Origin of the sequence: Cypionkella aquatica (assembly GCF_030161095.1) — a bacterium.
Classification (GTDB): domain Bacteria; phylum Pseudomonadota; class Alphaproteobacteria; order Rhodobacterales; family Rhodobacteraceae; genus Cypionkella; species Cypionkella aquatica.
On sequence record NZ_BSPP01000013.1, the window covers coordinates 1 to 25,420 of the forward strand.

26 protein-coding genes and 1 tRNA gene are annotated in these 25,420 nt (G+C 58.5%); 14 read left to right on the forward strand and 13 right to left on the reverse strand.

Translation table 11 applies throughout. The features are described 5' to 3' along the window. Nucleotides 1-144 precede the first annotated feature (144 nt). The 7 genes from fusA to QQJ98_RS17340 all read right to left on the reverse strand — a co-directional run bounded on the left by fusA (nt 145) and on the right by QQJ98_RS17340 (nt 6,533). Nucleotides 145-2,268 carry an elongation factor G gene (gene fusA / locus QQJ98_RS17310; protein ID WP_284326599.1) on the reverse strand — a complete coding sequence of 708 codons (2,124 nt, stop codon included), beginning with the start codon at nt 2,266-2,268 and terminating at the stop codon, nt 145-147. Between the two features lie 9 nt (nt 2,269-2,277). Further along, nucleotides 2,278-2,748 (reverse strand): 30S ribosomal protein S7, encoded by a 471-nt coding sequence (rpsG, locus tag QQJ98_RS17315; protein WP_284326600.1) that lies wholly within the window; start codon nt 2,746-2,748, stop codon nt 2,278-2,280. Between the two features lie 12 nt (nt 2,749-2,760). Further along, nucleotides 2,761-3,132 (reverse strand): 30S ribosomal protein S12, encoded by a 372-nt coding sequence (rpsL, locus tag QQJ98_RS17320; RefSeq protein WP_054008058.1) that lies wholly within the window; start codon nt 3,130-3,132, stop codon nt 2,761-2,763. Between the two features lie 280 nt (nt 3,133-3,412). Next, nucleotides 3,413-4,084, reverse strand: a complete 672-nt coding sequence (locus tag QQJ98_RS17325) for a phosphatase PAP2 family protein (RefSeq protein WP_284326601.1) — start codon at nt 4,082-4,084, stop codon at nt 3,413-3,415. A gap of 4 nt (nt 4,085-4,088) precedes the next feature. Beyond that, a complete protein-coding gene (locus tag QQJ98_RS17330) occupies nt 4,089-5,501 on the reverse strand; it encodes an ArnT family glycosyltransferase (RefSeq protein WP_284326602.1) in 1,413 nt (470 codons plus the stop codon). Beyond that, nucleotides 5,488-5,796 (reverse strand): lipid-A-disaccharide synthase N-terminal domain-containing protein, encoded by a 309-nt coding sequence (locus QQJ98_RS17335; protein WP_284326603.1) that lies wholly within the window; start codon nt 5,794-5,796, stop codon nt 5,488-5,490. Before QQJ98_RS17335 ends, QQJ98_RS17330 begins: the two co-directional genes overlap by 14 nt. Next, nucleotides 5,793-6,533, reverse strand: a complete 741-nt coding sequence (locus QQJ98_RS17340) for a glycosyltransferase family 2 protein (protein ID WP_284326604.1) — start codon at nt 6,531-6,533, stop codon at nt 5,793-5,795. Before QQJ98_RS17340 ends, QQJ98_RS17335 begins: the two co-directional genes overlap by 4 nt. A 430-nt stretch (nt 6,534-6,963) precedes the next feature. Between QQJ98_RS17340 and QQJ98_RS17345 the strand changes: the two genes are divergently transcribed. From QQJ98_RS17345 to QQJ98_RS17375, 7 genes are all read left to right on the forward strand, one after another. Continuing rightward, on the forward strand, nt 6,964-7,617 hold the full coding sequence (locus QQJ98_RS17345; RefSeq protein WP_284326605.1) for a hydrolase: 654 nt from the start codon (nt 6,964-6,966) through the stop codon (nt 7,615-7,617). Between the two features lie 55 nt (nt 7,618-7,672). Continuing rightward, nucleotides 7,673-7,933 (forward strand): DUF1427 family protein, encoded by a 261-nt coding sequence (locus QQJ98_RS17350; RefSeq protein WP_284326606.1) that lies wholly within the window; start codon nt 7,673-7,675, stop codon nt 7,931-7,933. A 98-nt stretch (nt 7,934-8,031) separates the two neighbouring features. Continuing rightward, a complete protein-coding gene (locus QQJ98_RS17355) occupies nt 8,032-9,909 on the forward strand; it encodes an amidohydrolase (RefSeq protein ID WP_284326607.1) in 1,878 nt (625 codons plus the stop codon). Nucleotides 9,910-9,911: 2 nt separating this feature from the next. Beyond that, nucleotides 9,912-10,337 carry a DoxX family protein gene (locus tag QQJ98_RS17360; RefSeq protein ID WP_284326608.1) on the forward strand — a complete coding sequence of 142 codons (426 nt, stop codon included), beginning with the start codon at nt 9,912-9,914 and terminating at the stop codon, nt 10,335-10,337. Between the two features lie 26 nt (nt 10,338-10,363). Next, complete coding sequence (locus QQJ98_RS17365) at nt 10,364-11,185, forward strand: alpha/beta fold hydrolase (protein ID WP_284326609.1); 822 nt, start codon at nt 10,364-10,366, stop codon at nt 11,183-11,185. 80 nt (nt 11,186-11,265) lie between these two features. Continuing rightward, nucleotides 11,266-12,876 carry an MFS transporter gene (locus tag QQJ98_RS17370; RefSeq protein WP_284326610.1) on the forward strand — a complete coding sequence of 537 codons (1,611 nt, stop codon included), beginning with the start codon at nt 11,266-11,268 and terminating at the stop codon, nt 12,874-12,876. Nucleotides 12,877-12,896: 20 nt separating this feature from the next. Next, nucleotides 12,897-13,568 carry a YoaK family protein gene (locus QQJ98_RS17375; protein WP_284326611.1) on the forward strand — a complete coding sequence of 224 codons (672 nt, stop codon included), beginning with the start codon at nt 12,897-12,899 and terminating at the stop codon, nt 13,566-13,568. A gap of 23 nt (nt 13,569-13,591) precedes the next feature. Here the strand turns inward: QQJ98_RS17375 and QQJ98_RS17380 are convergent, their stop codons facing one another. Further along, nucleotides 13,592-14,428 (reverse strand): helix-turn-helix domain-containing protein, encoded by an 837-nt coding sequence (locus tag QQJ98_RS17380; RefSeq protein ID WP_284326612.1) that lies wholly within the window; start codon nt 14,426-14,428, stop codon nt 13,592-13,594. A gap of 363 nt (nt 14,429-14,791) precedes the next feature. On the opposite strand from QQJ98_RS17380, the gene QQJ98_RS17385 reads away from it, so the two are divergent. Beyond that, nucleotides 14,792-15,709 (forward strand): helix-turn-helix domain-containing protein, encoded by a 918-nt coding sequence (locus QQJ98_RS17385; RefSeq protein WP_284326613.1) that lies wholly within the window; start codon nt 14,792-14,794, stop codon nt 15,707-15,709. Nucleotides 15,710-15,738: 29 nt separating this feature from the next. Here the strand turns inward: QQJ98_RS17385 and QQJ98_RS17390 are convergent, their stop codons facing one another. Continuing rightward, nucleotides 15,739-16,656: a LysR family transcriptional regulator gene (locus QQJ98_RS17390; protein WP_284326614.1), complete on the reverse strand. Its 918-nt coding sequence runs from the start codon at nt 16,654-16,656 to the stop codon at nt 15,739-15,741. A gap of 112 nt (nt 16,657-16,768) precedes the next feature. Here QQJ98_RS17390 and QQJ98_RS17395 point away from each other — a divergent pair, with 112 nt between their 5' ends. Both QQJ98_RS17395 and QQJ98_RS17400 read left to right on the forward strand, forming a co-directional pair. After that, nucleotides 16,769-17,701, forward strand: a complete 933-nt coding sequence (locus QQJ98_RS17395) for a ring-cleaving dioxygenase (protein WP_284326615.1) — start codon at nt 16,769-16,771, stop codon at nt 17,699-17,701. 28 nt (nt 17,702-17,729) lie between these two features. Continuing rightward, nucleotides 17,730-18,335, forward strand: a complete 606-nt coding sequence (locus QQJ98_RS17400) for an alpha/beta hydrolase (RefSeq protein ID WP_284326616.1) — start codon at nt 17,730-17,732, stop codon at nt 18,333-18,335. 353 nt (nt 18,336-18,688) lie between these two features. Here the strand turns inward: QQJ98_RS17400 and QQJ98_RS17405 are convergent. From QQJ98_RS17405 to QQJ98_RS17420, 4 genes are all read right to left on the reverse strand, one after another. Next, a tRNA-Arg gene (locus tag QQJ98_RS17405) sits at nt 18,689-18,765 on the reverse strand. A gap of 108 nt (nt 18,766-18,873) precedes the next feature. Beyond that, entirely contained in the window at nt 18,874-20,277 is a 1,404-nt protein-coding gene (locus QQJ98_RS17410; RefSeq protein ID WP_284326617.1) for a sensor histidine kinase, read from the reverse strand. Nucleotides 20,278-20,361: 84 nt separating this feature from the next. Continuing rightward, entirely contained in the window at nt 20,362-21,771 is a 1,410-nt protein-coding gene (locus QQJ98_RS17415; RefSeq protein WP_284326618.1) for a dihydrolipoyl dehydrogenase family protein, read from the reverse strand. 1 nt (nt 21,772) lies between these two features. Continuing rightward, a complete protein-coding gene (locus tag QQJ98_RS17420) occupies nt 21,773-22,504 on the reverse strand; it encodes a TVP38/TMEM64 family protein (RefSeq protein ID WP_284326619.1) in 732 nt (243 codons plus the stop codon). 279 nt (nt 22,505-22,783) lie between these two features. Here QQJ98_RS17420 and rpmH point away from each other — a divergent pair, with 279 nt between their 5' ends. The 4 genes from rpmH (at nt 22,784) to QQJ98_RS17440 (ending at nt 25,346) form a co-directional block, all read left to right on the forward strand. Further along, the gene (rpmH, locus tag QQJ98_RS17425) at nt 22,784-22,918 is read left to right on the forward strand and encodes a 50S ribosomal protein L34 (RefSeq protein WP_008032609.1); all 135 of its coding nucleotides are present in this window, start codon (nt 22,784-22,786) and stop codon (nt 22,916-22,918) included. 57 nt (nt 22,919-22,975) lie between these two features. Further along, nucleotides 22,976-23,389, forward strand: coding sequence for a ribonuclease P protein component (gene rnpA / locus QQJ98_RS17430; protein WP_284326620.1), 414 nt, complete (start codon nt 22,976-22,978; stop codon nt 23,387-23,389). Beyond that, the gene (gene yidD / locus QQJ98_RS17435; protein ID WP_284326621.1) at nt 23,386-23,643 is read left to right on the forward strand and encodes a membrane protein insertion efficiency factor YidD; all 258 of its coding nucleotides are present in this window, start codon (nt 23,386-23,388) and stop codon (nt 23,641-23,643) included. The genes rnpA and yidD overlap by 4 nt, the downstream gene beginning before the upstream one ends. Nucleotides 23,644-23,858: 215 nt before the next feature. Next, nucleotides 23,859-25,346 carry a putative bifunctional diguanylate cyclase/phosphodiesterase gene (locus QQJ98_RS17440; protein WP_431307835.1) on the forward strand — a complete coding sequence of 496 codons (1,488 nt, stop codon included), beginning with the start codon at nt 23,859-23,861 and terminating at the stop codon, nt 25,344-25,346. The last annotated feature ends 74 nt before the right edge of the window (nt 25,347-25,420 follow it).

The following is a 25,420-nucleotide window of genomic DNA, read 5'->3' on the forward strand; positions in this document are numbered from 1 at the left end:
GTGGCCAATCGTGCCGATGTTGACGTGCGGTTTGTTCCGTTCAAACTTTGCCTTTGCCATGATGGCCTCCTGATTAGATCGGGTGCGGTGGGGCGAAACCCCACCCTACGAGTGGTAGGGCGGGGCTTACCCCCGCCACACCGGTTATGCGTATTTCTTCTGGATCTCGTCCGAGATGTTCTGCGGAACGGCATCGTAGTGGTCGAAGGACATCGCGAAGGTTGCACGACCCGAGGTCATGGAACGCAGCGTGTTGATGTAGCCGAACATGTTCGCCAAAGGCACCATAGCGGCGATGACGTTCGCGTTGCCGCGGCTGTCTTGGCCGTTGATCATGCCCCGACGCGAGGTCAAGTCGCCGATGACGCCGCCGGTGTATTCTTCCGGGGTGACGACTTCGACTTTCATGATCGGTTCCAGCAGCTTCGCGCCGGCTTTCTTCAGGCCTTCACGCATTGCTGCACGCGACGCGATTTCAAACGCCAGAACGCTGGAGTCAACGTCGTGGTAAGCCCCGTCGATCAGCGACACTTTGAAGTCGATCACCGGGAAGCCTGCGAGCGGACCGGAGTCCATCACCGACTTGATGCCTTTTTCAACGCCGGGGATATATTCCTTCGGCACCGAACCACCCACAACCTTGGCCTCGAACGAATAGCCTTCGCCCGGTTCCGTCGGCGAGATCACCAGTTTCACGCGCGCAAATTGGCCGGTACCACCGGTCTGTTTCTTGTGCGTGTAGTCGATCTCATGCTCGCGCGAGATGGTCTCGCGGTAAGCCACCTGCGGCGCACCGATATTCGCCTCGACTTTGAATTCGCGGCGCATACGGTCCACGAGAATGTCGAGGTGAAGTTCGCCCATGCCCTTCATGATGGTCTGACCGGATTCGAGGTCAGTTTCCACCCGGAACGACGGGTCTTCAGCAGCCAGACGCGCCAAAGCGATGCCCATTTTCTCTTGGTCAGCTTTGGTTTTCGGCTCGACGGCGATCTCGATAACCGGGACTGGGAAGGTCATGGTTTCCAGAACAACCGGGTTTGCCGGATCGCACAAAGTGTCGCCCGTGGTTGTCTCTTTCAGGCCGCCAAGCGCGATGATATCGCCTGCGAACGCTTCCGAGATTTCTTCACGGTCGATGGCGTGCATCATCATCATACGGCCAACGCGCTCTTTACGCTCTTTGGTCGCATTCAGCATCGCGTCACCCTTGGCAAGGGTGCCCGAGTAGATGCGGGTAAAGGTGAGCGAGCCCACGAAGGGGTCGTTCATGATCTTGAACGCCAGTGCAGAGAACGGCTGCTCGTCCGAAGCCGAACGGGCAATGTTACGGGTTTCCGACTCGTCGCCCGGTTTGAAGCCGAGGTAGGGAGGAACATCCAGAGGCGTCGGCAGATAGTCGATCACGGCGTTCAACAGAGGCTGCACGCCTTTGTTTTTGAACGCGGAACCAGCCATAACCGGAATGAAGTCGATGGCGAGCGTACCCTTACGGATCAGCGCGCGCAGAGTGGCTTCATCAGGCTCGTTGCCTTCAAGATAGGCTTCCATCGCCGCATCGTCTTGACCCACTGCGTTTTCCAGCAGGTTCAGACGCCATTCATCAGCCGAATCTTTCAATTCAGCCCGGATCGGTTGACGGACCCAAGAGGCGCCAAGGTCTTCACCCTGATAAACCCACTCTTCCATCGTCACGAGGTCGATGATGCCTTCCAGCTTGTCTTCCGCGCCGATCGGCAGAACGATCGGCATCGCATTCGCGCCGGTACGGTCTTTGATCATCTTGACGCAGTTGAAGAAGTCAGCGCCGGTTTTGTCCATCTTGTTGACGAAAACAATGCGCGGAACTTTATACCGGTCGGCTTGACGCCAAACGGTTTCGGTCTGCGGCTCTACACCTGCGTTGCCGTCCAAAAGGACGACTGCGCCATCGAGAACTGCCAGCGAACGCTCAACTTCAATGGTGAAGTCAACGTGTCCGGGAGTGTCGATGATGTTGAAACGGAACTTGTCAGCACGTGCGTGCTCCAGACCCGGATCAATGGTGCGTTCCCAGAACGTGGTGGTGGCAGCAGAGGTGATCGTGATGCCACGCTCTTGCTCTTGCTCCATCCAGTCCATCGTTGCGGCGCCGTCATGGACTTCGCCGATTTTGTGGGACTTGCCTGTGTAGTAAAGAATACGCTCGGTCGTCGTGGTTTTACCCGCGTCGATGTGAGCGATGATGCCGAAATTGCGGTAGCGTTCCAGCGGATATTCGCGTGCCATGATAACCCCTTACCAGCGGTAGTGGCTGAATGCTTTGTTCGCATCTGCCATCTTGTGGGTATCTTCGCGTTTCTTAACAGCCGTACCACGGTTGTTCACAGCATCCGACAATTCTGCAGCCAGACGCTCTTCCATGGTGTTTTCGTTACGCTTACGCGCAGCGATGATCAGCCAACGGATAGCAAGCGCTTCGCGGCGCTCGGTGCGGACTTCAACCGGAACCTGGTAGGTTGCACCACCGACGCGGCGCGAACGCACTTCGACGGAAGGTTTGACGTTTTCCAGCGCTTCGTGGAAGCACTCGATCGGCTGACGCTTCAGACGGGACTGAACCCGCTCCAGCGCGCCATAAACGATGCCTTCTGCGACCGACTTTTTGCCGTCGAGCATCAGGTTGTTCATGAATTTGGTCAGAACCCGATCGCCATACTTGGCATCAGGCAGAATCTCGCGTTTTTCAGCGGCGTGACGACGTGACATCTATTTATCTCCTCACTTCGGACGCTTAGCGCCGTATTTCGAACGACGCTGGCGACGCTCTTTGACGCCTTGCGTATCGAGAACACCGCGAAGGATGTGGTAGCGCACGCCGGGCAAATCCTTGATACGACCGCCGCGGATCAGAACCACGGAGTGTTCCTGAAGGTTGTGCTTTTCACCGGGGATATAGCAGATCACTTCGAACGAGTTGGTCAGACGCACTTTGGCGACTTTCCGCATAGCCGAGTTCGGCTTTTTCGGAGTGGTGGTGTAAACGCGCGTACAAACGCCACGTTTCTGCGGGCAAGATTCCAAGTGCTGCGACTTGGACTTGCGGACGTTAGGCTCCCGCGGTTTGCGGATGAGCTGTTGAATAGTCGGCATTCAGCTACCTCGTGTTACCCCAATCAAGGGGCTGTCAATACTCGCCCCGGTGTGCGGGGCACTGCTTCTCGACGCCTTTTTGTGCAGATCACAAAAAGATAAAACCGCGGTCTCCCCCAGAGGGGCGGCGCGGTGGAATTCCAGAGGATCGAGGGGTGAACCCGGATCATGACCACATCAAGCATAGAATCCTAAAGCCCAAAATAGAGAGGGAGCCTTGGATAGCGCGGCTGATAGAGAGAGTCGTCGGGGTTGTCAACAGCCGCAGGGGCTAGTGGCGCTATGCTGCGCGGTTCAGCAAAAGCCGCGCAAGGATAGCGGCGATCAGGCTGACCACCAGCATCGACAGCAGCACATCCGACAGAAAATGTCCGCCCGCAGCGACGCGTTGCCAACCGACAAAGGCCAGCATCAGCACGCTGGCCGCTTGGCCCGCGCGGTACAAAGCCGGGCTGAGCCGGTGGCGGAAGCGATACAGAATAACCAGCAAGGTGATGGTCAAGGCGGTGGCCCCTGCCCCCTCACCCGAGACGAAAGAGCAATTTTTGGCGCATTGATCGCTGATCTGCCACGCCGGGCTGAACTGCGCCGTCCCCCCAAATTCGGAGATGTTGCTTGGACGGGCGCGGCCCCAATGCGATTTGAAGCCAAGGTTCACCACAAGCCCCGGTCCGATCAGAAACACCGCCAGAACATAGCCCCAAAACCAGCCCGAGGTTTTGCGCCAAGAGGCAAGCACAAGCAGCATCAACGCGATCAGCGGCATCACAAGGGTCGCGTTCCAGACCGAATTGCGCAGGAACTCGATCACCGGATTTTGCCTGACGGGAAAGCCGTTGGCGTCGTGGAAGTAGGCCGATGTGGCAAGGTCGATCCCCGGCCAAACCCCGAAGATGACCAACGTAAGCCCGATCAGGCCGACCAGTGCGGCGATGACCTTGTTGCTAGGCATCCCTTTACTGCTGCGCATTGGCACATTCCGCAGACACCAGATAAGCCACCAGCCCGGATTTGCGATAAGCCCCGCCCGTGGGGTCCAGCGCAAAAGTCTGGGACGCACAGGCGGGCGCAGTTTTGCGCACCCAAAGCAACGGGCCGCTTAGGTTTTCGGGCAAAGGATAGCTTTGTTCATAATGGTTGTCGGGGCGACCGTCTGGACGGGGCGCATAGATCGTCAGCCCCTCAGCGCGCCCAGTGTAGAACAGATCCGCCAGCACAGAGCGATTGTCGGCCAAGATCGGCGGCTTGCCTTGGGATGCAGCGATGGCGATGATCTGACGGCTCATCGCGGCGCGGCCCAACTGACGCTCGATCAACGGCGCGCCTTGCCATTGGATGGTTGTGAAGATCGTCAGCAGTGGCAGGGTGATGCAGAACACGGCGTTGATCACGAAAGATGCCGCCAGCCAGCGCGGGCGGGTTTGCAGCAATCCGATGGCGAGGGGAATCCCTGCGAAATACGCAGCCACTGCCCAGTTTGCTTGTGCTGTGCCCAATAGTGCCTGCACCGTCACCACGGCCAACGGCGGGATCACGAAAGCGGCTTGCATCGGCAGTTTGCGGATCACCAGCATCAGCGCGGCAAAGATCACCGGGCCAGCAACGGCGAATTGGCTCAGGATAAATTCGGCAGCGCTGGCAAAATTCAGCGCGGCAAGCGGGTTGTCTTGCCGCACCCAGCCGACGTTATCGACCGTGTGCGATAGCGTGGTGAACTGATGCGCGACATTCCAGATCAGGTTGCCCGAGACCACCACGGCAAAAGCCAGCAGCATCAAGCCAGCATTGCGCCAGCCGATCCTGCCTTCAGGGCGCAAAGCCGCCAAAGCCACCCCGATCAGAAAATAGATCGCGGCATATTTCGCCATGAACGCCGCCCCAATCGCAGCCCCAGCATAAATCGCAAACTTCGGCGCGCGGCTTTCAGCCAAGCGATGATGCGCATAAAGCGCTGCGGCGAAAAACGGCGCCATCACGGTATCGGTCGAAATCAGCAGGCTGCCCAAAGCGGCGAAAGGCACGGTTGCGTAGGCGGCGGCGGTCAGGATCGCGGCACGGCGGCCATACATGCGCGCCGCCAATGCGCCAAGGATAAGCGCGGTTGCGCCATGCAGAAATGCTCCCGGCATACGCACCCAAAACGTGCTGTCGCTGCCCGCCAAGGTGGTGACAGCCCCGATCAGCCAGCCGATCAGCGGTGGTTTCGAGTAATAGCCAAAGGCGAAATGCTGGCCCCAAAGCCAGTATTGCGACTCGTCAAGATAAAGATCGGTGCGATCAAACGCCAACAGCAGCCAGCGCAGCAGAGTGATCAAAGCGACGATCCCAAGCGCCGGGCGCAGCCAGCCCTCTGTCTTAGAACTCCGCATTTTTGCCCTTATGGATCAGCCACAAATTCCGGCTATAGACCACCACGCCCGGCAGCTGACCAAGGATGATCACCAGATCCAGCTTATGAACGCCGTAAGCCAGCACGATCAGCCCGCCGATAATCGAGAAATACCAGAACGCGACCGGCATCACCGATTTACCCGCACGTTCAGACGCGATCCATTGCACGATGAACCGCCCGGTGAACATCAGTTGGCCCAGCAGACCCACTGTCAGCCAGATGATATCCGAGGCCGAACTTGCGCCCAGCTTGGTCAGCAGATCATGCATCATTTGGCGTCACCCTGCACGGTGTCCGGCAGAACGCGCGCCTTTTTGCGTCGCCGCAGCAGCCAAGCCACCCCTGCCAGATCAACGATGCCAACCAGGGCCCGTTGGATGTTGGAGTAATTCGAGCGCCCTGCCCCACGCGGGCGATGCGACACGTCAACATGCGCCACCTGCCAGCCATCACGGTTGAACAAAGCGGGCAGATAGCGGTGCATGTGGTCGAAATACGGCAGGTCAAGAAAGGCCTGCCGTTGAAACGCCTTCAGCCCGCAACCGGTATCCCGCGTGCCATCCTGCAATATCCATCCGCGCAACCCATTGGCGAATTTCGAGGCCCATTTCTTTGACCAAGTATCTTGCCGCCCGACCCTTTGCCCTGCCACCAGTCCGATGCGGCCCGTGGTGTCGTTAAGGATCGGGGCGACCAGTTTCGGCAATTCTTCTGGCGGGTTCTGACCGTCGCCGTCCAAAGTGCAGATCACCGGCGCGGTTGCGGACTTTACGCCCGATTGCACCGCCGCACTTTGCCCCCCCGAACGATCATGCCGCACGATCCGCAGATGCGGCATCGTGGTAGCACGGGCTTGCAGCACCGCCACAGAGTTGTCGGTGGAGCAATCATCGACGACTATTATCTCAAACGGAGCCAGCAGGGCCAAAGCGCGGTCGATGCCTTCAACAAGGGCCACGATATTCTCGGCCTCGTTCTTGGCGGGGATCACTACGGAAATACGGGTCATCGGAATCCTGCCTGCAAGGCCTGCGCTTTGCTGTTCTATAGGCCAGCGTGTTGAACCTTGCAAACCGTCACTGATGATTTCCGCCCAGAAGCGCCGCCCGGAGTAACGCGGCTTGATCCGCGTGGCGGCGCTGCAGTGAGGGTTGTGTGGCTTTAGTAAGAGACAGCCTCGACGGCCGTATGTCAAACTAAGCGGTTTGCGGCATATCGGTGATTGTCTTCTTGCGCGCGTTGAGCAGGTCGAGGGTCTCGTCGCCCTCGCAACGTGAGGGCCACAGTTGGAAGGCATCCGTCGCAGTGTTGTACGGCAATGCCAATCGAGGTGCATATCCTGCTATTCAGCCGCCTTTCCTACAATACGCGCGGCATGAACTAGGCAACCATGCGGACAGATTTTGCAGCACACCGCTGCGCCAGTCCGAAGGAAAAAAATGTCCATTGCTGCCACTCCGACGCCGGGTTCACAATTGCTTTCCCCGAAAGACCACACGCTGATCCTGATTGATTTTCAGTCACAAATGGCCTTTGCCACCAAATCCATTGATGCGATCAATTTGCGCAACAACGCGGCGCTGATCGCTAATGCGGCGGCTGGGTTTGGGGTTTCGACAATTCTGACAACGGTGGCCGAAAAGTCGTTCTCTGGCCCGATGTTTGACGAAATCACCTCGGCCCTCCCCGGTCAGGCGCTGCTGGATCGCACCTCAATGAACACTTGGGAAGATGCGGCGGTGATCGCCGAGGTCAACCGGATTGGCAAAGACCGTATCGTGTTGGCGGGACTTTGGACCGGTGTTTGCATCGTTGGCCCGGCGCTTTCGGCGCTGGATCAGGGGTTTGAGGTTTACTTCATCAGTGACGCTTGTGGCGATGTCTCGGATGAGGCGCATGAGCGGGCTGTGGCGCGGATGATCCAAGCTGGGGCGCGACCGATGACTGCGCTGCAATACCTGCTGGAATTGCAGCGGGATTGGGCGCGAGCCGAGACCTATGACATGACCACCGGCTTTGCGAAGAAATTCGGCGGCGCTTACGGGCTTGGCGTGACCTATGCCAAGACGATGTTCAACGCGCACGAAGGATAAGGCATTGGGCCCGGCGCTTTGGTGCCGCGCCCGGTTTGGCGTTTAGGAACTTCCGATGAAAATTTACCTGTTGTCTCTGGCGGTCGGCCTGTTGGTCGGCGCGATCTATGGTTTGCTGAACGTTCGCTCGCCTGCGCCACCCGTTATTGCTTTGGTCGGCTTGTTGGGCATTTTGCTAGGCGAGCAAATTCCGCCACTTCTGCGGCACATGCTGGCAAAGCAATCTGTCGAGGCTTCATGGCTGCACCAAATCAAACCGCATGTGTTTGGCCATATGCCAAAGGCTGAAAACCCGCCCGCGCATAAGCCAAGTTGATGCCCACGCGCCGTATATTTCTGGGTGCTGCCTCAAACCTCGCTTTACCGGGGCTTTTCGGGCCTGCTTTGGCGCAATCCCTATCGAAAGACTCCACGATGATCACCGATCTTATCCTGTATAATGGCCGCTTCACCACTTTGGACCGCGCCAATCCAACTGCCACAGCCGTCGCGATCAGGGATGGCAATTTCGTTGCGGTGGGAAGTGACGCCGAGGTTATGGCACTGCAAGGCGAAGCCACCAAGATTGTCAACCTGCAGGGTCGCCGCGTGCTGCCCGGCTTGATCGACAACCATCTGCATATCATACGGGGTGGCCTGAATTTCAACATGGAGTTGCGCTGGGACGGCGTGCGGTCTTTAGCCGATGCGATGGACATGCTGAAACGGCAGGTCGCGATCACGCCACCGCCGCAATGGGTGCGGGTGGTGGGCGGCTTTACCGAGCATCAGTTTGCCGAAAAGCGCCTGCCGACCATTGAGGAAATCAACGCAGTGGCCCCGGATACTCCGGTATTTCTGCTGCATCTTTACGACCGCGCTTTGCTGAACGGGGCGGCCTTGCGCGCGGTGGGCTATGACAAAACCACGCCAGAGCCGCATGGTGGCCAGATCAGCCGCGATGCGGCGGGCAATCCGACGGGGATGCTGCTGGCCAAGCCGAATGCAGCGATTTTGTACGCGACCTTGGCGAAAGGGCCAAAGCTGCCCTTCGATTTTCAGCTCAACTCCACCCGTCATTTCATGCGTGAGTTGAACCGTTTGGGCGTGACGGGCGCGATTGATGCGGGCGGTGGGTTTCAGAACTACCCCGAGGATTACTCGGTGATACAGAAGCTGTCGGACGAGGGTCAGATGACCATCCGGCTGGCGTATAATCTGTTCACCCAGAAGCCAGCCGCAGAGAAAGCTGATTTCCTGAACTGGACGCAAACTTCAAAATACAAACAGGGCGACGACTATTTCCGCCACAATGGTGCGGGTGAAATGCTAGTTTTTTCCGCCGCCGATTTTGAAGATTTCCGCGAGCCGCGCCCGGATATGCCTGATAACATGGAAGATGATCTGGAAGGTGTGGTGAGGATACTGGCCGAGAACCGCTGGCCGTGGCGGATGCACGCGACCTATGACGAGACGATTTCCCGCTCGCTTGATGTGTTTGAAAAGGTGAACAAAGATACCCCGCTGTCCGGGTTGAACTGGTTCTTTGACCATGCCGAGACGATCTCGGATCGTTCGATTGATCGCATCGCAGCATTGGGCGGCGGCATCGCGGTACAGCATCGGATGGCGTTTCAGGGTGAGTATTTTGTGGAACGCTATGGCATGGGGGCAGCCGAAGCGACGCCACCGATTGCCAAGATGCTGGATATGGGCGCGAAGGTTTCGGCGGGGACTGACGCGACGCGGGTGGCGTCCTACAACCCGTGGGTTTCGCTGTCATGGATGATCACCGGGCGCACGGTCGGGGGCATGCGGATCTACCCGCAGCGCAACTGTCTGGACCGCGAAACCGCTTTGCGGATGTGGACCGAAAACGTCACTTGGTTCTCGAACGAAGAAGGCAAGAAGGGGCGGATCGAGGTTGGCCAATTCGCCGATCTGGTGATCCCGGACCGCGATTTCTTTGCCTGCCCCGAGGATGAAATCACCCACATCAGCGCAGATCTGACCATGGTGGGTGGCAAAGTCGTGTGGGCGTCGGGCGATTTCAAGCACTTGGACGAAAACCCGCTGCCGCCTGCGATGCCCGACTGGTCGCCGGTGCGCAGCTATGGTGGCTATGCGGCATGGGGAGAGCCGCAGGGCGCGGGCAAAAATTCGTTGCAGCGCAGGGCTGCGGCAAGCTGTGGCTGTGCCAATGATTGCAACGTCCACGGTCACGCCCATGCCGATGCTTGGTCCAGCACTTTGCCGATTTCCGATCTCAAGGGCTTTTGGGGCGCGCTTGGTTGCGCTTGCTGGGCGGTATGAGCATGGAGCAGCGTTTGATGGGTCTGATCGCCCCCATTTTGACCACGCGTGTCGCGCATTGGATGGCATTGCTTGGCCTCTGCGCCGCCTATCTGCAGGGTAGCCTGATGAAATTGTTGAATTTCAACAGCGCGATTGCCGAGATGACGCATTTCGGCCTGAAACCCGCGACCTTGTTCGCGGTGGCAGTGATCGGGTTTGAGTTGACCGCCTGCGCCATGATTCTGACCGGGTTTTACCGCTGGCTGGGCGCGCTTGGGCTGGCGGGGTTTACTCTGCTTGCGACCTTTGTTGCCCTGCGATTTTGGGAAATGCCTGCGGGCATGGACAGGATGATGGCAACCAATGCTTTCTTCGAGCATCTGGGCCTGATCGGGGGTTTTATCCTGATCGCGCTGATGGACGTGCGGGCGCAATCACCAATTTAACTCTTGACCCAACAAGGAAGAAAACGATGAATTTTGTCACCACCAAAGACGGCACCCGTATCGCGTACAAAGATTGGGGCACAGGCCAGCCGATTGTATTCTCGCATGGCTGGCCGCTGTCTGGCGATGCTTGGGACGGGCAAATGCTGTTCTTCGCCTCAAAAGGCTACCGGGTGATTGCGCATGATCGCCGCGGTCATGGCAAATCGGATCAGCCTTGGGATGGCAACAACATGGATCAATATGCCGATGATCTGGCGGAGGTGATCGAGGCGCTTGATCTGAAAGATGCCATCCTGATCGGCCATTCGACCGGGGGCGGCGAGATCACACATTACGTTGGCCGTCACGGCACCGCCCGTGTCGCCAAGATGGTGTTGGTCGGCGCTGTGCCGCCTTTGATGCTGAAAACCGAAGCCAATCCAGAGGGCACGCCGATGGAGGTGTTCGACGGCATCCGCAAAGGCACCGCCGAGGATCGCTCGCAGTTCTTCAAAAATCTCTCAGTGCCGTTCTTTGGCTTCAACCGCGCGGGTGCGACCGACAACGAAGGGCTGCGTGGCAGCTTCTGGCTGGCCGGGATGGAGGGCAGCATCAAGGCGCACTATGATTGCGTGCACGAATTCTCGGAAGTCGACTACACCGAAGGTCTGAAAAAGATCGACAAGCCGACCCTGATCATCCACGGCGATGACGATCAAATCGTGCCGATTGCGGCGTCGGCGCTGAAATCCGCCAAGATCGTCAAAGGCGCCGAGCTGAAAATCTATCCCGGCGCACCGCATGGTTTGGCGCAGACAGAGGCGGCGAAGTTCAACGCTGATGTATTGGCGTTCATCACAGCCTGAACCGATGGGCCGGCAGGTGCGACCTACCGGCCTTGTCCATGCAAATCTTTCACGGCGCTTCTGTCGCCAGAGGCACACCGATGACGAAATATCCAAAGCCCGCCAGCAGTTTCGCCCCACTGCGCTATCCGGTTTTTGCGGTGATCTGGGGGGCGACGGTGCTGGGCAACACCGGCAGTTTCATGCGCGATGTTGCAAGCTCGTGGCTTGTCACTGACCTGTCGGCCTCGCCCGCTGCGGTGTCGATGATCCAAGCGGCGGCAACTTTGCCGATCTTTCTGCTGGCGATTCCGGCGGGAGTATTGTCGGATGTTCTGGATCGCCGTAAGTTTCTGATCGGAATTCAACTGCTGCTGGCCTGTGTCAGCACGGCTTTGATGATCCTGTCCTACTACGACATGCTGACGATCAATCTGCTGGTGGGCTTGACCTTTTTGGGTGGCATTGGTGCGGCGCTGATGGGGCCGACGTGGCAAGCCATCGTGCCAGAACTGGTGCCACGCACCGAGGTGAAAAGTGCCGTCGCGCTGAATTCGCTTGGCATCAACATCGCGCGCTCGATTGGTCCTGCGGCGGGGGGTATCCTGCTGGCAGCGGTTGGCGCGGCGCTGACCTATAGCGCCGATGTGATCAGCTATGTCTTTATCATCGCGGCGCTGCTGTGGTGGCCTCGACCCAAAGATGCGGATGACGCGCTGTCCGAGAAATTCTTCGGCGCGTTCCGAGCGGGGCTGCGCTACACGATGGCCAGCCGACCTTTGCACATCGTGCTGTTGCGGGCGGCGATCTTCTTTGCGTTTGCCAGTGCGATCTGGGCTTTGCTGCCGCTGGTGGCGCGCAATCTGCTGGGGGGCGATGCGACATTTTACGGTGTGTTGCTGGGCGCGGTGGGGGCTGGGGCCATTGTGGGCGCGCTGGTGATGCCGGGCTTGCGGGCAAGGTTTGATGCCGATGGCCTGCTGCTGGGGGCTGCGATCATCACCGCGTGTGTGATGGCGGGGCTGGCTGCGGCACCGCCGAATGCCGTCGCTTTGGCCTTGCTGCTTTTGCTGGGCGCCGCTTGGATCACCGCGCTCACGACGTTCAACGGCGCGGCGCAGGCGATCTTGCCGAATTGGGTGCGGGGCCGGACTTTGGCGGTTTATCTGACCGTTTTCAATGGCGCGATGACAGCGGGCAGCCTTGCTTGGGGGGCTGTCGCGCAAGAGCTTGGCATCCCGACCGCTCTGCTCATCGCCGCTGCGGGTCTGGCCATTGTCGCCATCCTGCTGCACCGAGTAAAGCTGCCAAGTGGTGAGGCAGATCTGATTGCGTCAAACCACTGGCCCGAGCCTTTGGTGGCCGAGCCTGTCGCGCATGATCGCGGTCCTGTGCTGATCCTGATCGAATACAATGTCGCCAAGGAGCATCGTGCGGCTTTTCTGCATGCGTTGGAACGTCTGTCACAGGAGCGCCGCAAGGATGGCGCTTATGGTTGGGGTGCCACCGAAGATTCTGCTGATCCACAGAAGATAGTTGAGTGGTTCATGGTCGAATCCTGGGCCGAACATCTGCGCCAGCACAAGCGGGTGTCAAACGCCGACGCCGATCTGCAAAACGAAACCCTGCGCTATCATACGGGGCCAGATCGCCCCGTGGTGCGGCATTTCCTGACCATTGATCGCCGGCACCGACGCCCTGCAAAATCCTGATCTAAACAGAAGGCCGCGCCATGAAACTGACCCTGCCGCCACTGCTCAGCCTGAACGGAGGCTACGTTGACACCATAGGTTTTCTTGCCTCGCAGGGCCTGTTCACTGCGCATGTTACGGGTAACTTTGTCACTATTGCCGCGACGCTGCTGCATGGCACCTCGGGTCTTGCGGCCAAACTGCTGGCGCTTCCAGTGTTCTGCGCCGTGGTGGTGGTCACGCGGCTTTTAAGCGGGCTGCTGCCCAGGATCGGATTGCAGGTTCTGGCCAGCATGTTGGTGGTGAAACTGGGTCTACTGGTGCTGGCGGCCATGTTAGCGCTGATTTATGGTCCATTTGCCACTGCCGACAGCGGAGTTGCGATCGTCACAGGCATGGTGCTGGTCAGTGCGATGGCGATCCAGAACGCTATTCACCGCATCCATCTGGCCAATGCGCCGCCGACCACCTTGATGACCGGTACAACCACCCAGATCATGATCGACATCGCCGATCTGCTACATGGCGCTGTGGGCGAAGCGCGCGGGACGGCGAAAGCCCGACTGGGTCGAATGGCTGTAAGCGTTTTCGCCTTTGCTTTGGGCTGCGGCCTCGCCGCACTCGCTTACATCGCCTTGGGAAATTGGGCGTTTTCCGTGCCACCAGTGTTGGCACTCGTGGTGCTCGGGTTGCATGCGCGCGTGGCCGAATAGCGTCGGACGGACATTGTGCAGCATCAATGTCTTTCGCGTGTGCGCCAGATTACGGGCGGAACACCGATCACTTCGGTAAACTCTTCAACGAAGTCTTGCGCGCTGGTGAAACCGCAGCGCTGAGACACTTCGGCCAGCGTCATGCCAGTCTCTTTCAAGTAGGTTTTGCTGCGCCCGACCCGGTATTGCGTCAGCCAATGCAGTGCCCCTGCACCGGTCTCGGCAAAATCATCTGTCAGATCTTTGACCGCAATCCCGCTAGCGGCTGCGATATCGTGCAAACCTACAAGCCTTTCAAAATTCGCGACCATAAAGTCTTTCGCCCGCTTTTGGCGCAGTGCTGACGACAAAACCACTCCGTCACCATCCGGCAGACAGCCATAGCGGTGCGCGATATGCGCGCTTAGGGCGAGGCCGACCTGCTGCAACAAGGCCCGATGCACCGACTTGGGTGCGTCGAGGATTGGCAAAAGTGCCGCGCTCAGATTCCAAACCACGTCATCCTTCACCGCGCGGCAAGTGAGCAGATCAGCCACTGGCAACTCGTCGGCCTCAAGGCATAACTCGTCCAAAAGACGACTTGGCATATGGAAGGCCAGAGCGTGAAAATCACTGTGAATCTGGATCGACGCACCGTTGCGCAAGCTGATCAGGCATATTGAGCCCTTGCGGCAAAGCCGCTTGGCAGAGGTTGGTCGGTTTGGCCAAAGATCGCTGTGGCAGGTATCGGCAAGGTAGAGCAACAACAAAAACCCGTCACTGGATGGCAAAACCACCGTTCGGCCGGATGGGCCGACCCCAAAATTCATATGGGTGATGGTGATTTCTGCCGAAGCAAGGGGCGTTGTCGATAGTGTCACAGCAGAGCTTTCACCAAAGCAAGCCGCAATGCGTCCGCTAGAGTCTGCCTGATTTTTCAAACCCGTTCCACCCGTCAGCAACGTCCGTCCCCGTATACAACATGCAGGACCGCATCGCACTTGACCAGCCTTATCGCCGCGCACAAAGCCGGTGCCGCAGCATAGCATTTGGCATGTCAGGACTTTCATCCAATTGAGGAAATTTTGTGCAAGGCAACCTGATAATGCGACTCATTCCGACGAATTTCTGCGTAGGTCGAGCCATGAAAATTTCACCGCATGCGATCAGTCGCTAATGCTGGCCCGAACTCGCGCTCTGCGATACGATCACTGCCAAGATCCGAGACAATCAGGAACCGCGCAATGACCGTCTCTCCTCCGCATTTCGCTGGCGCCTTCAAAGTGACAAGCGATGCACATGGCTGTCCAACAGCCAATCTCAGCCAAGATCAGGCATTGGCGGGGGGCAATATACAGTTTTTCCGTAAGGCCAGCACAGATCAGCAACTGCGCCAAGTCGCAACGCCACCAAGTGATCGAGGGCTTTTGATTGGCATCGCCCTGCAAGGCAACCATCGCCGTCAGGTGTTTCGGGAGCACCATGCCGAGTATCACGATTTTGAAGAAAATGCGATCTATATCAGAGACTTCAATGATAGCTACCGCGCCGATCTGATCGGCCCTTTCGAGTTTCTTCTGCTCGAAATCGCGCCCCAATCCCTGCAGCGCATCGCTGAAGAGGCTGATGTGGCCGGTGTGTCTTCGCTAAACCATCAGATCGCGACCAAAGACCCAGTGCTGGGCAATCTAAGCCGCGCTCTGATCCCAGCGTTTGAACGCCCAGCCGAAGCCAGCGCCTTGTTTCTGGATCAAATGGCCACCGCGATTGGCACGTATATTGTGCAACAATATGGCAATCGTCCAGCAGGCGGCGTGCCAAAATCCCGCAGGTTGTCGCGCGCGCATGAAAATCTGGCAAAAGCAATCTTGCTCGACGATCTGGATGGCGATGTATCGATCGCGAAGGTGGCCGAGGCTTGCAACTTGTCACGGGGTTATTTTATCCGCGCTTTCCGCGACACCACTGGCCAGACGCCCTATCAATGGCTGGTCAGCGCACGTATCCGTCGCGCTTGCGATCTGCTCCGTGCGCCTGCCATCACCTCGCTTGCCGAAGTGGCCGTTCAGTGTGGCTTTAACGATCAAAGCCATTTCACCCGAGTATTCGCCAGTGTGGTCGGCACCACTCCGGGCGCTTGGCGCCGCGATGCGATGCTGTGACAGTCACGGCGAATTGCTTTTGGCGCGTGTCAGTCTTTCACAGGAAATCTAAGTGCTGACACTTCACGCATGTGTGCCTCGAAGAAATCGGTGAATGTCGCAACCAACGGCGGAAGAACCGCATAGGGCGGATAGAAAAGTGTCAGCCATAAAGGCGGCACTTGCCAGTCTGGAAGAATATTTTCGACCGCGCCGCTGGCAATGCCATCATGCACGATGAAACCCGGTAAGACTGCTATTCCATTGGAAAATTTTGCCAGTGAGTACAGAAAGTCCCCATTGTTTGATACGATGGCGGTTCCCGCAGAGATGCTGCGCTTTGCCCCGTCTTTGCGGAAAATCCAAGTCTCTGCTCTGCCGTCTGACGCGTAAGACATGCAATAGCCCTTAGGCAGGTCGTCGGGCGTTTCGGGGCGCGATATGCGGTTCCAAAGGCTTGGCGCTGCAACGGCAAATCTAGGCACCTCACAGATTTTGCGCCAGATCGTCGATTTGTCGCTGGGTGGGCCAGAGATCCGAATGGCCAGATCACAGTTTTCCTCAACGATATCAATCAGCGTATCGGTTAACTTCACCTCAACAGAAATGTTCGGATAGGCCAGTCGGAAGTTACTGATCAGCGCTGGCAGCAGTTGCAGGCCCAGCGACATCGGAGCGTTGATGGCCAATCGCCCGCGATCTGGCAGCACAGCTTGGGTAATCTCTTGCGTCACGCGATCAAAATCATCGACAACCGAGCCATAACGCGCGGCTACAAGTGCGCCGGCGTTGGTCAAAGCAACTTGCCGCGTCGTGCGCACAAACAGTTGTTGGCGCAAATCTTCCTCAAGTCTGGCGACGACGCGGGTGACTGACGCGGGCGTCATCATCAGGCTGCGTGCAGCCGCGGCAAAGCTGCGCAATTCGGCAACCTTCAGGAACACGCGGATCGGCTTGATATCTTGCATCTGTCATTATTGCATTATCGACAATAGTAAATGCAACAAGCTTTCTATTCTTGATAACGATCATGCGCCCTATCTTGGCGTTAACAAGCAACGATAACCCAAGGGTGTTCAGATGATCAAACAAATCAAGGGCCTTCACCATGTGACGTCGATGGCCGCAGATGCCAATGAGAACAATACGTTCTTCACCAGCACTTTGGGGTTGCGTCGGGTCAAAAAGACCGTGAACTTTGACGCGCCAGAGGTCTATCATCTGTATTATGGCGATGAAGTTGGCACTCCGGGTTCGGTGATGACATATTTCCCCTTTGGTCAGATGCCAAAGGGTCGCCGCGGAACTGGCGAAGTTGGTGTGACCGAGTTCGCCGTGCCGACGGGCACACTCGGCTATTGGAAAGATCGCCTCGCAGCGCAGGGCGTGACCGGGCTGGCCGATGGCGGCTTTCTGGGTGAGCAACGTCTGGGGTTCAACGGTCCTGACGGGGATGGCTTTGCGCTGGTGGAAAGCGATTTGAAGGGCCGTACGCCTTGGACCAGGGCAGATGTGCCGCAAGACGCAGGAATTCTCGGCTTTCATGGTGCGCGGATGCTGCTGCGGGATGCAGCAGCAACGGGCGAACTTCTGACCTTCATGGGGTATCAAAAGGACGAAACCGCAGGCAATGTCACCCGCTACAAAATTGAGGGGGGCAATGCTGCCGATACAATCGACCTTGAAGAATTGCCGCAATCACACACGGCAGGACAAGGCGCGGGCTCGGTCCACCATATCGCCTTTGCAGTCGAAGATCGTGCCGCCCAACTAGAAGTGCGTCGCGCTTTGCTGGACACCGGCTATCAAGTCACCCCGGTGATCGACAGGGATTACTTCTGGGCGATCTACTTTCGTACCCCCGGCGGTGTGCTGTTTGAGATCGCCACCAACGAGCCCGGCTTTGATCGAGACGAAGATACCGCCCACCTTGGGCAGGCGCTGAAATTACCGGGCCGCTATGAGCCGCATCGGGCGCAGATCGAAAAACTGCTGCCGACGCTCGCATCTTAACGCACGATTTTGAAGGATGGAGACTGCTATGCGCGACCAGACCTATCACGCTTTGACCAAATCGCCCGCCCCTGGAGCGCCGTTGATCTTCGCCTTTCATGGCACTGGCGGCGATGAGAACCAATTCTTTGGATTGGCACAGCAAATCCATCCCGAGGCGGGCATCGTCTCGCCCCGGGGGGATGTGTCCGAGCATGGGGCCACCCGTTTTTTCCGCCGCACGGGGGAAGGCGTCTATGACATGGATGATCTTGCGCTGCGCACCAAAGCGATGGCGGGGTTCGTCGCAGCCCATAAAGCACAGCACCCGGACACGCCAATCTACGGCTTTGGCTATTCCAACGGGGCGAATATCCTTGCCTCGGTTGCGATGACGCGGCCAGATTTGTTTGATCGCATCGGGTTGCTGCATCCGTTGATCCCTTGGCAGCCCAGCCCGGTTGACGGCCTGTCGGGCCGCCGCGTCCTCATTACCGCAGGACGGCGCGACCCGATTTGCCCGTGGCCGCTGAGTGCCGCGCTGATTGACTGGTTCAGCGCGCAGGGCGCCTCGGTCAGCACGGATATCCACGACGGTGGCCACGATCTGCGCCAGCCCGAACTGCTGGCGCTCAAACACCTTCTCACCGCCTAACGTGACTCAAGGGACAGCATGTCTAGGGAATGAAGTGCCCCTGATTTCCTAGACACCTGCTTGGCTCAGTTTCTGCTGTCTGGTTTCGAAGTCAACTTGCGACGGTAAGCACGTTCAAAGCTAGTTTACCAAGGCTGAAGCGGTAAAGAGTTACAACGGTCTTTCGCGGTCTATCGAATCCTTCTTTGACGACACCACCCCGCCACTAAAGGAAGGCATGAAGCCAATCTACTGAGGATTGAGGCATACTTCGTGGACAAGGAAATTCGCCCGGATGCACCTAGTTTGCCTACAATACGCCTATTGGCCAAAAGAATAAGGGGCTAGCGTTTCAGCTAACCCCTTGAAATCTTTGGTGGACCCAGAGCGATTCGAACGCCCGACCCTCAGATTCGTAGTCTGATGCTCTATCCAGCTGAGCTATGGATCCACTCTTGCGGCTGCGTTTAGCCCCCCCTGCCGGGCATTGCAAGGGCGAATTCGCAACTGTTTGCAACTTGATGCGCAATCTTTCGCAGAAACTTGCGGCAAGCACCGATCAGGTGTTGGCTTCAATGGACTTCGGCAGGTGAATGACAAATTCGGTGCCGTCCGCGTCGCTGCGGGCCAGCTCCAGCCGCCCGCCGTGGCCGCGGATCAACTCGGCGGCGATCGCCAGACCCAGGCCGATGCCACCTTTGCGTGCGCCGCCCTGAAACGCCTCGAACAAATGCTCGCGCGCCTTTTCCGGCAGACCCGGGCCGGTATCGCCGACCCTGATCCACCATTCGGCACCGGTTTCCCCCGCCGAAATCTCGATACTGCCTTCGGTGCCCGTAGCGTCAATCGCTTGGCGCGCATTGCGCACCAAGTTGGACAGCACGCGGAACAACTGGTCATAATCAGCATAGATCCGCAGCGCCTCTGGCACCTCGATCAGACAGGTTACGGTGCCTTCCCCAGCCAAACCTTCACCCTCGGCGACATCTTCCGCCAAGGCCGCCAAAGCCACTTCACGCAGCTGCGGGGCGGCTTCTTCTGCCTTGCCAAAAGCCAAGGTCGATTCGCACAATGCCACCGCGCGCGCAATCGAGCCGACCAATTTGGGCGCAGCACGCGCCACCATCGGATCAGCGCTGCCTTCGATCCGATCCGCGAACAACTGCGCCGTGGTCAGGATATTGCGCAGATCGTGGCTGATCTTGGCAACAGCCCCGCCTAACTGCGCCAGCCGCTCTTTCTGCCGCAGCGAGCCAGTCAACTGCGTCTGCATCGCATGCATCGCCTCTTCGGCATCGCGCAACTCAACCACGGATGCTGTCGGCTCGATCACCCGGCGACCGTCTTCCGGCGCTTCGGCATAGGCGGTCATGTGGTTCACCACGCGGCGGATCGGGGCCACGATCAAGCGCTGCACGGCCAGAAACAGAAAGAATGCCGTCACCCCCGAGATCAGCGCCGACAGCAGCAGAATACGCCCGCCATAATCTAGCATCGCGCTGCGCAAGGGCTTGGAGTCCATTGTGATTTCAATCAGAAGCCCGGCCGATTGCACCGGATAGCCGATCACACGGATGATCTGGTCATCCGGTTCCAGCAGACAGCTGAATGCGTCGCGGATCAGCTCCCACGGGCCTGCCTCGCGCAGATCAAACGTGTTCGAGATCGGCTTGGGAAGCGGCGAGGACAGCACCAGCTGGCGCACCTCATCACGGCGCAGAACGACGTTATAGACCTCGGCATTGGCCAGCAGTTCTTTCTCAAGCGCGGGCGTCACCATATCTTCGGCGGCCAGCTGGGCCAACGAGGCGATCTGAGCTTTCTCCAGCCGCAGCGTCAGGAAATCGGCCCGAAACCGCGCGATCGAGGGCACAAAGATCAGCACTTCGGCAAGCATGACAAAGGCCACGGTCAAGGCCAGAAACCGCCCCGACAGGGTGTTTACAAATCCGCCCCGCCTCACTGACACGCCTTTGATCATCCTCTTTGCACAAATATCCTCGCAGGTCTGTTGGCAGACGCCCCCTGCCCGGCAACAAACCCAAGCTTACGGCAGAAAGCGCTGCACCAGCCGCACCACCCGCTTCACGGCCATGTTATCAAAGAGTTTCGGAGAGAAATAGGCCCCCGCTGCGCGCTTGGAAATCTCGCCTCGTGTCGGATAAGGCGCGATCATTCCGGCAATGGCCCCGACCTTCAGCCCGGCCGATACTGCCAAGGCCCAAAGCCCGATCAATTCTCCGGCGCCTGCACCAACAATAGTGACACCGACCGGCCGCCCTTTCAGCAGCATCAGTTTAAGAAAGCCGTCGGTTTTGCCGTCGGTTACGGCGCGGTCATTGTGCAAGAACTCTTGCCGCAGCACCTGCACACCGGGATATAAGGCGCGCGCTTGCGCTTCGGTCAGGCCAATCTGCGCAAGTTCAGGGTCGCTATAGGTCACCATCGGCACCACGCGCGCTTGTTTGGCAGGCAGGCCAAACAACACTTGCCGGATCACCACACCGGCATGCGCGCCGGCAACATGCGTAAACTGCAGACCACCTGCCACATCGCCCACCGCATAGATCCGCCGATTGCTGCTGCGCAAATTGGCACCAACCGTCACGCCTTTTTCGGTATAAGCTACTTTAGCCGCTGGTAAATCCAGTCGGGAGATCGCAGGTGCGCGCCCGGTTGCGACCAAAAGATGCGAGCCGTTCAGCGTGGTGCCATCGCTGAGCACGGCTTCGACACCTGTCGGCGTAGGCCGCAGCCGGGCAATGTCTCGCTGCTCCAGAAGGGTGACGCCTTCGGCCCGCAGTTGGGCCAACACAACCGCCACAGCATCAGCGTCGTCACGCCCCAACACCCGGCTGCGTGCGATCACCGTCACGGCACAGCCAAGCCTGCGATGCGCCTGCGCCATTTCGACCGCAACCGGGCCGCCGCCCAAGATCAGCAGATGCTCGGGCCGCTCTGTCTGCGCAAAAATCGTCTCATTGGTCAGATAGGGGATCGCCTCTAGCCCCGGCAGTTGCGGGATCGTTGGATGCGAGCCAGTGGCGATCACAAAACGCCTCGCGCGGATGATTTTGCCCGCGGCTTCTACCTCGCGCGGGTTGATGAAGCGGGCATAGGCGCGGATCACCTGCACGCCAAAGGCCTCAAACCGGGCTTGACTGTCCATCGGCGCGATCTGCGCGATCACGGTGGATATCTGAGCTTTCACGGCGGCAAAATCAACAATCGGCTCGCCCCCGGCTATCCCCGGCGCACCGTGGCGGATGCTGTGTGCCGCCCGCCCAGCCGCAAGCAGCGCCTTTGACGGCACGCAACCATAGTTCAGGCAATCGCCGCCCATCGTGCCGCCTTCGATCAGCACGACCTTTGCCCCCATCTGCGCCGCCCCCGCCGCAACCGACAAACCACCCGAGCCCGCGCCGATGATGCAGAGATCCGTCGAAATCCGCTCCATATCACTGGCCCTTCTTGATGCTGGGTTCTGTCTGCACACAGTGGTCTTTCTTACGCTTTTTCAAAATGATAGGCAAAGCCGCCAAAGCCGCAAGACTCAGCAGGGGCAACAAAACCGGCGCACTGAAGATCACGCTCAGATCAGGGCGCTCGCCACGGGCGAACACTTTAGCCAGCCCTGCTCCGACCGAGGTGAACACCAAGGTTCCCGGAATAATGCCCAGAAATGTCGTTACCACAAACGGCAGCAGACGCACGCCCACCATCGCCGGCAACAAATTGGCCAGCACAAACGGCAATGCCGGCACCAAGCGCATGATAAACAACGCCGACCATTGATTCTCGCGTAGCGCCGTCTGCAACCGCGAGCCTGAACCGCCCTGCAACCGCCCCGCCAAAGTCGCGCCGAACCCAGCGCGGGCGGCCAGAAAAATGCCGACGGCGCCCGTACCCGCCGCAAAGACACTATATAGCGTACCCGGAAACAGCCCAAACAGAAAGCCACCGGTCAATGTCGCAATGGTCGCGCCCGGCAGGCTTAGGCCAACGATCAGGATATAGACCGCAATGAAACCAAGGCTTGCCAGCAGAAAATGGCCGTCACGATAGGCGAGCAGACGCGCCCGGTTTTGCGCCAATGCCTCAAACGACAGCCAATCACGCAGAAAAACTGCCCCCGCGACTGCGGCGCAGAGAATCAGCAGAATCGGGATCAGTCGGGCGGTTCGGGTCATGCTCTTCCTTTACGCCAAGATGCGCAGATTGCCCCGCCCATGCCAGCGATCTCACGCCAGCTTGAACGCCACGGGTAAATCGGCGATCTATGGCATCTGTTTTGTAACAGTTTGACGGTTTGTAACAGTTTGCGGCGACGGTTGCGGCAAGATCAGCAAATGTTGCAGAAATCTCGCACAGCTTGCGTTGACTTAATGCCGCGTCCCCCCTAAAGACCGGGCTTCAAGTTTACGCCGTCGAATCTTCGGGTTCGCCGTGCCTGTCTGATGGAGACCGCGATGAAGCGCACTTTTCAACCGTCGAACCTGGTTCGCGCCCGCCGTCACGGCTTCCGCGCCCGTATGGCAACCAAAGGTGGCCGCCTTGTGCTGGCAGCCCGCCGCGCCAAGGGCCGCAAGAAGCTGTCGGCTTAAGAGCTGACTGCAGTTGGATTTCTGACTGACCTTATCGGGTCAGATACAGGAGTAACCATGACACCGCCGAAGGTATCGGATATTGGCGTAACAGCCGAAGCCTCCGAAGCTCCTCCGGCGGTTTCTGTTTGCGTCGAAACCATGAAAAACCGCCCTGATTATTTGCGCACCGCACAGGGGCGCAGGCAGGGCACTGGCAGTTTTCTGCTGCAGGGTCGTGCGCGGGGTGATGCAAGCCAAACCGTGCGGATCGGCTTTACCGCCTCGAAGAAAATCGGCAATGCCGTGGCGCGCAATCGAGCCAAGCGGCGGATGCGAGCACTTGCGCGTGCGCTGCTGCCAACGCAGGCGCAGCCCGGCTGGGATTATGTTTTGGTCGCCAAGCCCGAAGCCACAGTTTCGCGTGATTACAAAGACATGCTGGTTGATCTGGCCAATGCGCTAGCCTCGGTTCACCGAGTCAGGTCGTGACGCCGCTGGCGCGCATACTGGCGCTGCCTGTGCGCGCATATCGATTGGTTCTATCGCCTTGGGTCGGTCACGGCTGCCGCTTCCAACCAACCTGTTCGGCCTATGCGATGGCGGCCCTTGAACGGCATGGCGGCGTAAAAGGCGGCTACCTTATGGTGCATCGCATCTGCCGCTGCCATCCTTGGGGCGGCCACGGCTACGATCCCGTGCCCGGTTCCGACCCCGAGTTTGACGCCCAACGCCGCCACGATTGATCGCTGCTTCAGCACGCCACAGCGTTAAAAGATCGTGGAGCATTTAGTGAAAATGCTTTGCAACTTCCCCGCGAAGATTAACCTTCCGCATACGCAATTCGCTTTAGCTTTGGCTGGTCGGGGTGTCTCTGCTCCGGATCAGGAACAGGGCCAGGCCAATGGGTTCACATGTGTTAACCGCGCTCTTGCAAGGGCTTCGTCGCATCGGCGATGCGATGCACAGGTCAGAGATATTTGTGTTCCTGCCCGCGCTGACCCTCGCAGCCTTTTGGCTGGGAGGAGAACGTGAACTGATCCTGATGGCGCTTGGCGCACCGCTGTTATTTGCAATTTCTGGGGCGGTACGACGGGTTGATCGGCCATCGCCGCTGCCCCAAGTTCTGGATGGCTTGTCACTGCGCGCGGATATTCTGGCCAGCGTCGACAGTATTCTGCGCGAATCACATGTCAGTGACCGCACCACCGCCTGTTTGGTTCTGCAATTTGACGATTCCAAACGATGGATCGACCAACACGGCCGCGCAGCACAGACAGAGGTTCTGGGCCGCGCGGCAGAGCGGATCTGCTCGGTACTGCGCTCGGGTGATGTGGTCGCGCGACTGGAAGGTGGCGGATTTGCCGTCGCTTTGGCGGCAGTACGTCGCTTGGACATAGAAACCGTGGTGCAAGTCGCAGCAAGGCTGCAATCGGCTTTGTCCGCCCCAATCAGCCTGAACGCAACGCGGATTTACGCGACTTGTTCGATTGGATTTTGCCTTGGCCAGCGCGCGCCCGAAGCAACTGGTGCAAGCCTGTTGAACGCAGCCCAGATCGCTGCAGACGATGCCCTTCGCCATGGCCCCAATGCTATTCGCAGTTATTCGATCGACATGGCAGCAACCCGCGCCGACCGCGACGCTTTGCGCGAAGAGCTGGAAGAAGCATTGGATGAGGGTCAGATTAAGCCGCACTTTCAACCGCAAATCTCGACGCACACTGGTGCTATCAGCGGATTTGAAGCCCTTGCCCGTTGGTATCATCCTGACAAGGGCTTGATTCCCCCCGCAGAATTTCTACCCATGATCGAAGACGCCGGCTTGAGCGAACGTTTGGGCGAGGTGATATTGTACCATGCCCTGACCGCACTTGTGCGCTGGGACCGGGCTGGTCTGAACGTCCCCACAGTGGCCGTGAACTTCTCATCGGCAGAATTGCGCAACCCGCGCCTCGCCGAAAAGCTGAAATGGGAACTTGATCGCTTCAATCTAGCCCCCAAACGCCTGTCAATTGAAGTGCTTGAAAATGTTGTGGCCCAAACCGACAATGACATCATCGTGGCCAACATCGCCGCACTGGCTGCCTTGGGTTGCGGCATTGATCTGGATGATTTCGGCACCGGAAATGCTTCGATCACTTCGATCCGCCGCTTCGCCGTGCGCAGGATCAAGATTGACCGCAGCTTTGTGACCAAGCTTGACGAGGACCGTGAGCAGCAAAAAATGGTCGCGGCTATCCTGTCGATGGCCGAGCGGCTTGGGCTGGAAACCTTGGCCGAAGGCGTCGAAACCCCCGGCGAACATGCGATGCTGGCGCAACTGGGTTGTGCAGATGTGCAAGGCTTCGGCATCGCTCGCCCGATGCCGGTGGATGAAACCATGGCATGGATCGACCGGCATCAAGCCAAGCTAAAGACGATCCCCCGTATCGGCTCGCGCGCACGCTAGGGCCAAATCGCCGCGCGCAGTCGGAATTGCGCTGCAATCCGGCTGGCAAGGCCGGTAAAAAGGGAAAACCGCTT

Coding starts and splice junctions, on each gene's coding strand:
- fusA (WP_284326599.1), bottom strand. CDS start 2,268: ATGGCACGCGAATATCCGCTGGAACGCTACCGCAATTTCGGCATCATC.
- rpsG (WP_284326600.1), bottom strand. CDS start 2,748: ATGTCACGTCGTCACGCCGCTGAAAAACGCGAGATTCTGCCTGATGCC.
- rpsL (WP_054008058.1), bottom strand. CDS start 3,132: ATGCCGACTATTCAACAGCTCATCCGCAAACCGCGGGAGCCTAACGTC.
- QQJ98_RS17325 (WP_284326601.1), bottom strand. CDS start 4,084: ATGCCTAGCAACAAGGTCATCGCCGCACTGGTCGGCCTGATCGGGCTT.
- QQJ98_RS17330 (WP_284326602.1), bottom strand. CDS start 5,501: ATGCGGAGTTCTAAGACAGAGGGCTGGCTGCGCCCGGCGCTTGGGATC.
- QQJ98_RS17335 (WP_284326603.1), bottom strand. CDS start 5,796: ATGATGCATGATCTGCTGACCAAGCTGGGCGCAAGTTCGGCCTCGGAT.
- QQJ98_RS17340 (WP_284326604.1), bottom strand. CDS start 6,533: ATGACCCGTATTTCCGTAGTGATCCCCGCCAAGAACGAGGCCGAGAAT.
- QQJ98_RS17345 (WP_284326605.1), top strand. CDS start 6,964: ATGTCCATTGCTGCCACTCCGACGCCGGGTTCACAATTGCTTTCCCCG.
- QQJ98_RS17350 (WP_284326606.1), top strand. CDS start 7,673: ATGAAAATTTACCTGTTGTCTCTGGCGGTCGGCCTGTTGGTCGGCGCG.
- QQJ98_RS17355 (WP_284326607.1), top strand. CDS start 8,032: ATGATCACCGATCTTATCCTGTATAATGGCCGCTTCACCACTTTGGAC.
- QQJ98_RS17360 (WP_284326608.1), top strand. CDS start 9,912: ATGGAGCAGCGTTTGATGGGTCTGATCGCCCCCATTTTGACCACGCGT.
- QQJ98_RS17365 (WP_284326609.1), top strand. CDS start 10,364: ATGAATTTTGTCACCACCAAAGACGGCACCCGTATCGCGTACAAAGAT.
- QQJ98_RS17370 (WP_284326610.1), top strand. CDS start 11,266: ATGACGAAATATCCAAAGCCCGCCAGCAGTTTCGCCCCACTGCGCTAT.
- QQJ98_RS17375 (WP_284326611.1), top strand. CDS start 12,897: ATGAAACTGACCCTGCCGCCACTGCTCAGCCTGAACGGAGGCTACGTT.
- QQJ98_RS17385 (WP_284326613.1), top strand. CDS start 14,792: ATGACCGTCTCTCCTCCGCATTTCGCTGGCGCCTTCAAAGTGACAAGC.
- QQJ98_RS17390 (WP_284326614.1), bottom strand. CDS start 16,656: ATGCAAGATATCAAGCCGATCCGCGTGTTCCTGAAGGTTGCCGAATTG.
- QQJ98_RS17395 (WP_284326615.1), top strand. CDS start 16,769: ATGATCAAACAAATCAAGGGCCTTCACCATGTGACGTCGATGGCCGCA.
- QQJ98_RS17400 (WP_284326616.1), top strand. CDS start 17,730: ATGCGCGACCAGACCTATCACGCTTTGACCAAATCGCCCGCCCCTGGA.
- QQJ98_RS17415 (WP_284326618.1), bottom strand. CDS start 21,771: ATGGAGCGGATTTCGACGGATCTCTGCATCATCGGCGCGGGCTCGGGT.
- QQJ98_RS17420 (WP_284326619.1), bottom strand. CDS start 22,504: ATGACCCGAACCGCCCGACTGATCCCGATTCTGCTGATTCTCTGCGCC.
- rpmH (WP_008032609.1), top strand. CDS start 22,784: ATGAAGCGCACTTTTCAACCGTCGAACCTGGTTCGCGCCCGCCGTCAC.
- rnpA (WP_284326620.1), top strand. CDS start 22,976: ATGACACCGCCGAAGGTATCGGATATTGGCGTAACAGCCGAAGCCTCC.
- QQJ98_RS17440 (WP_431307835.1), top strand. CDS start 23,859: ATGCACAGGTCAGAGATATTTGTGTTCCTGCCCGCGCTGACCCTCGCA.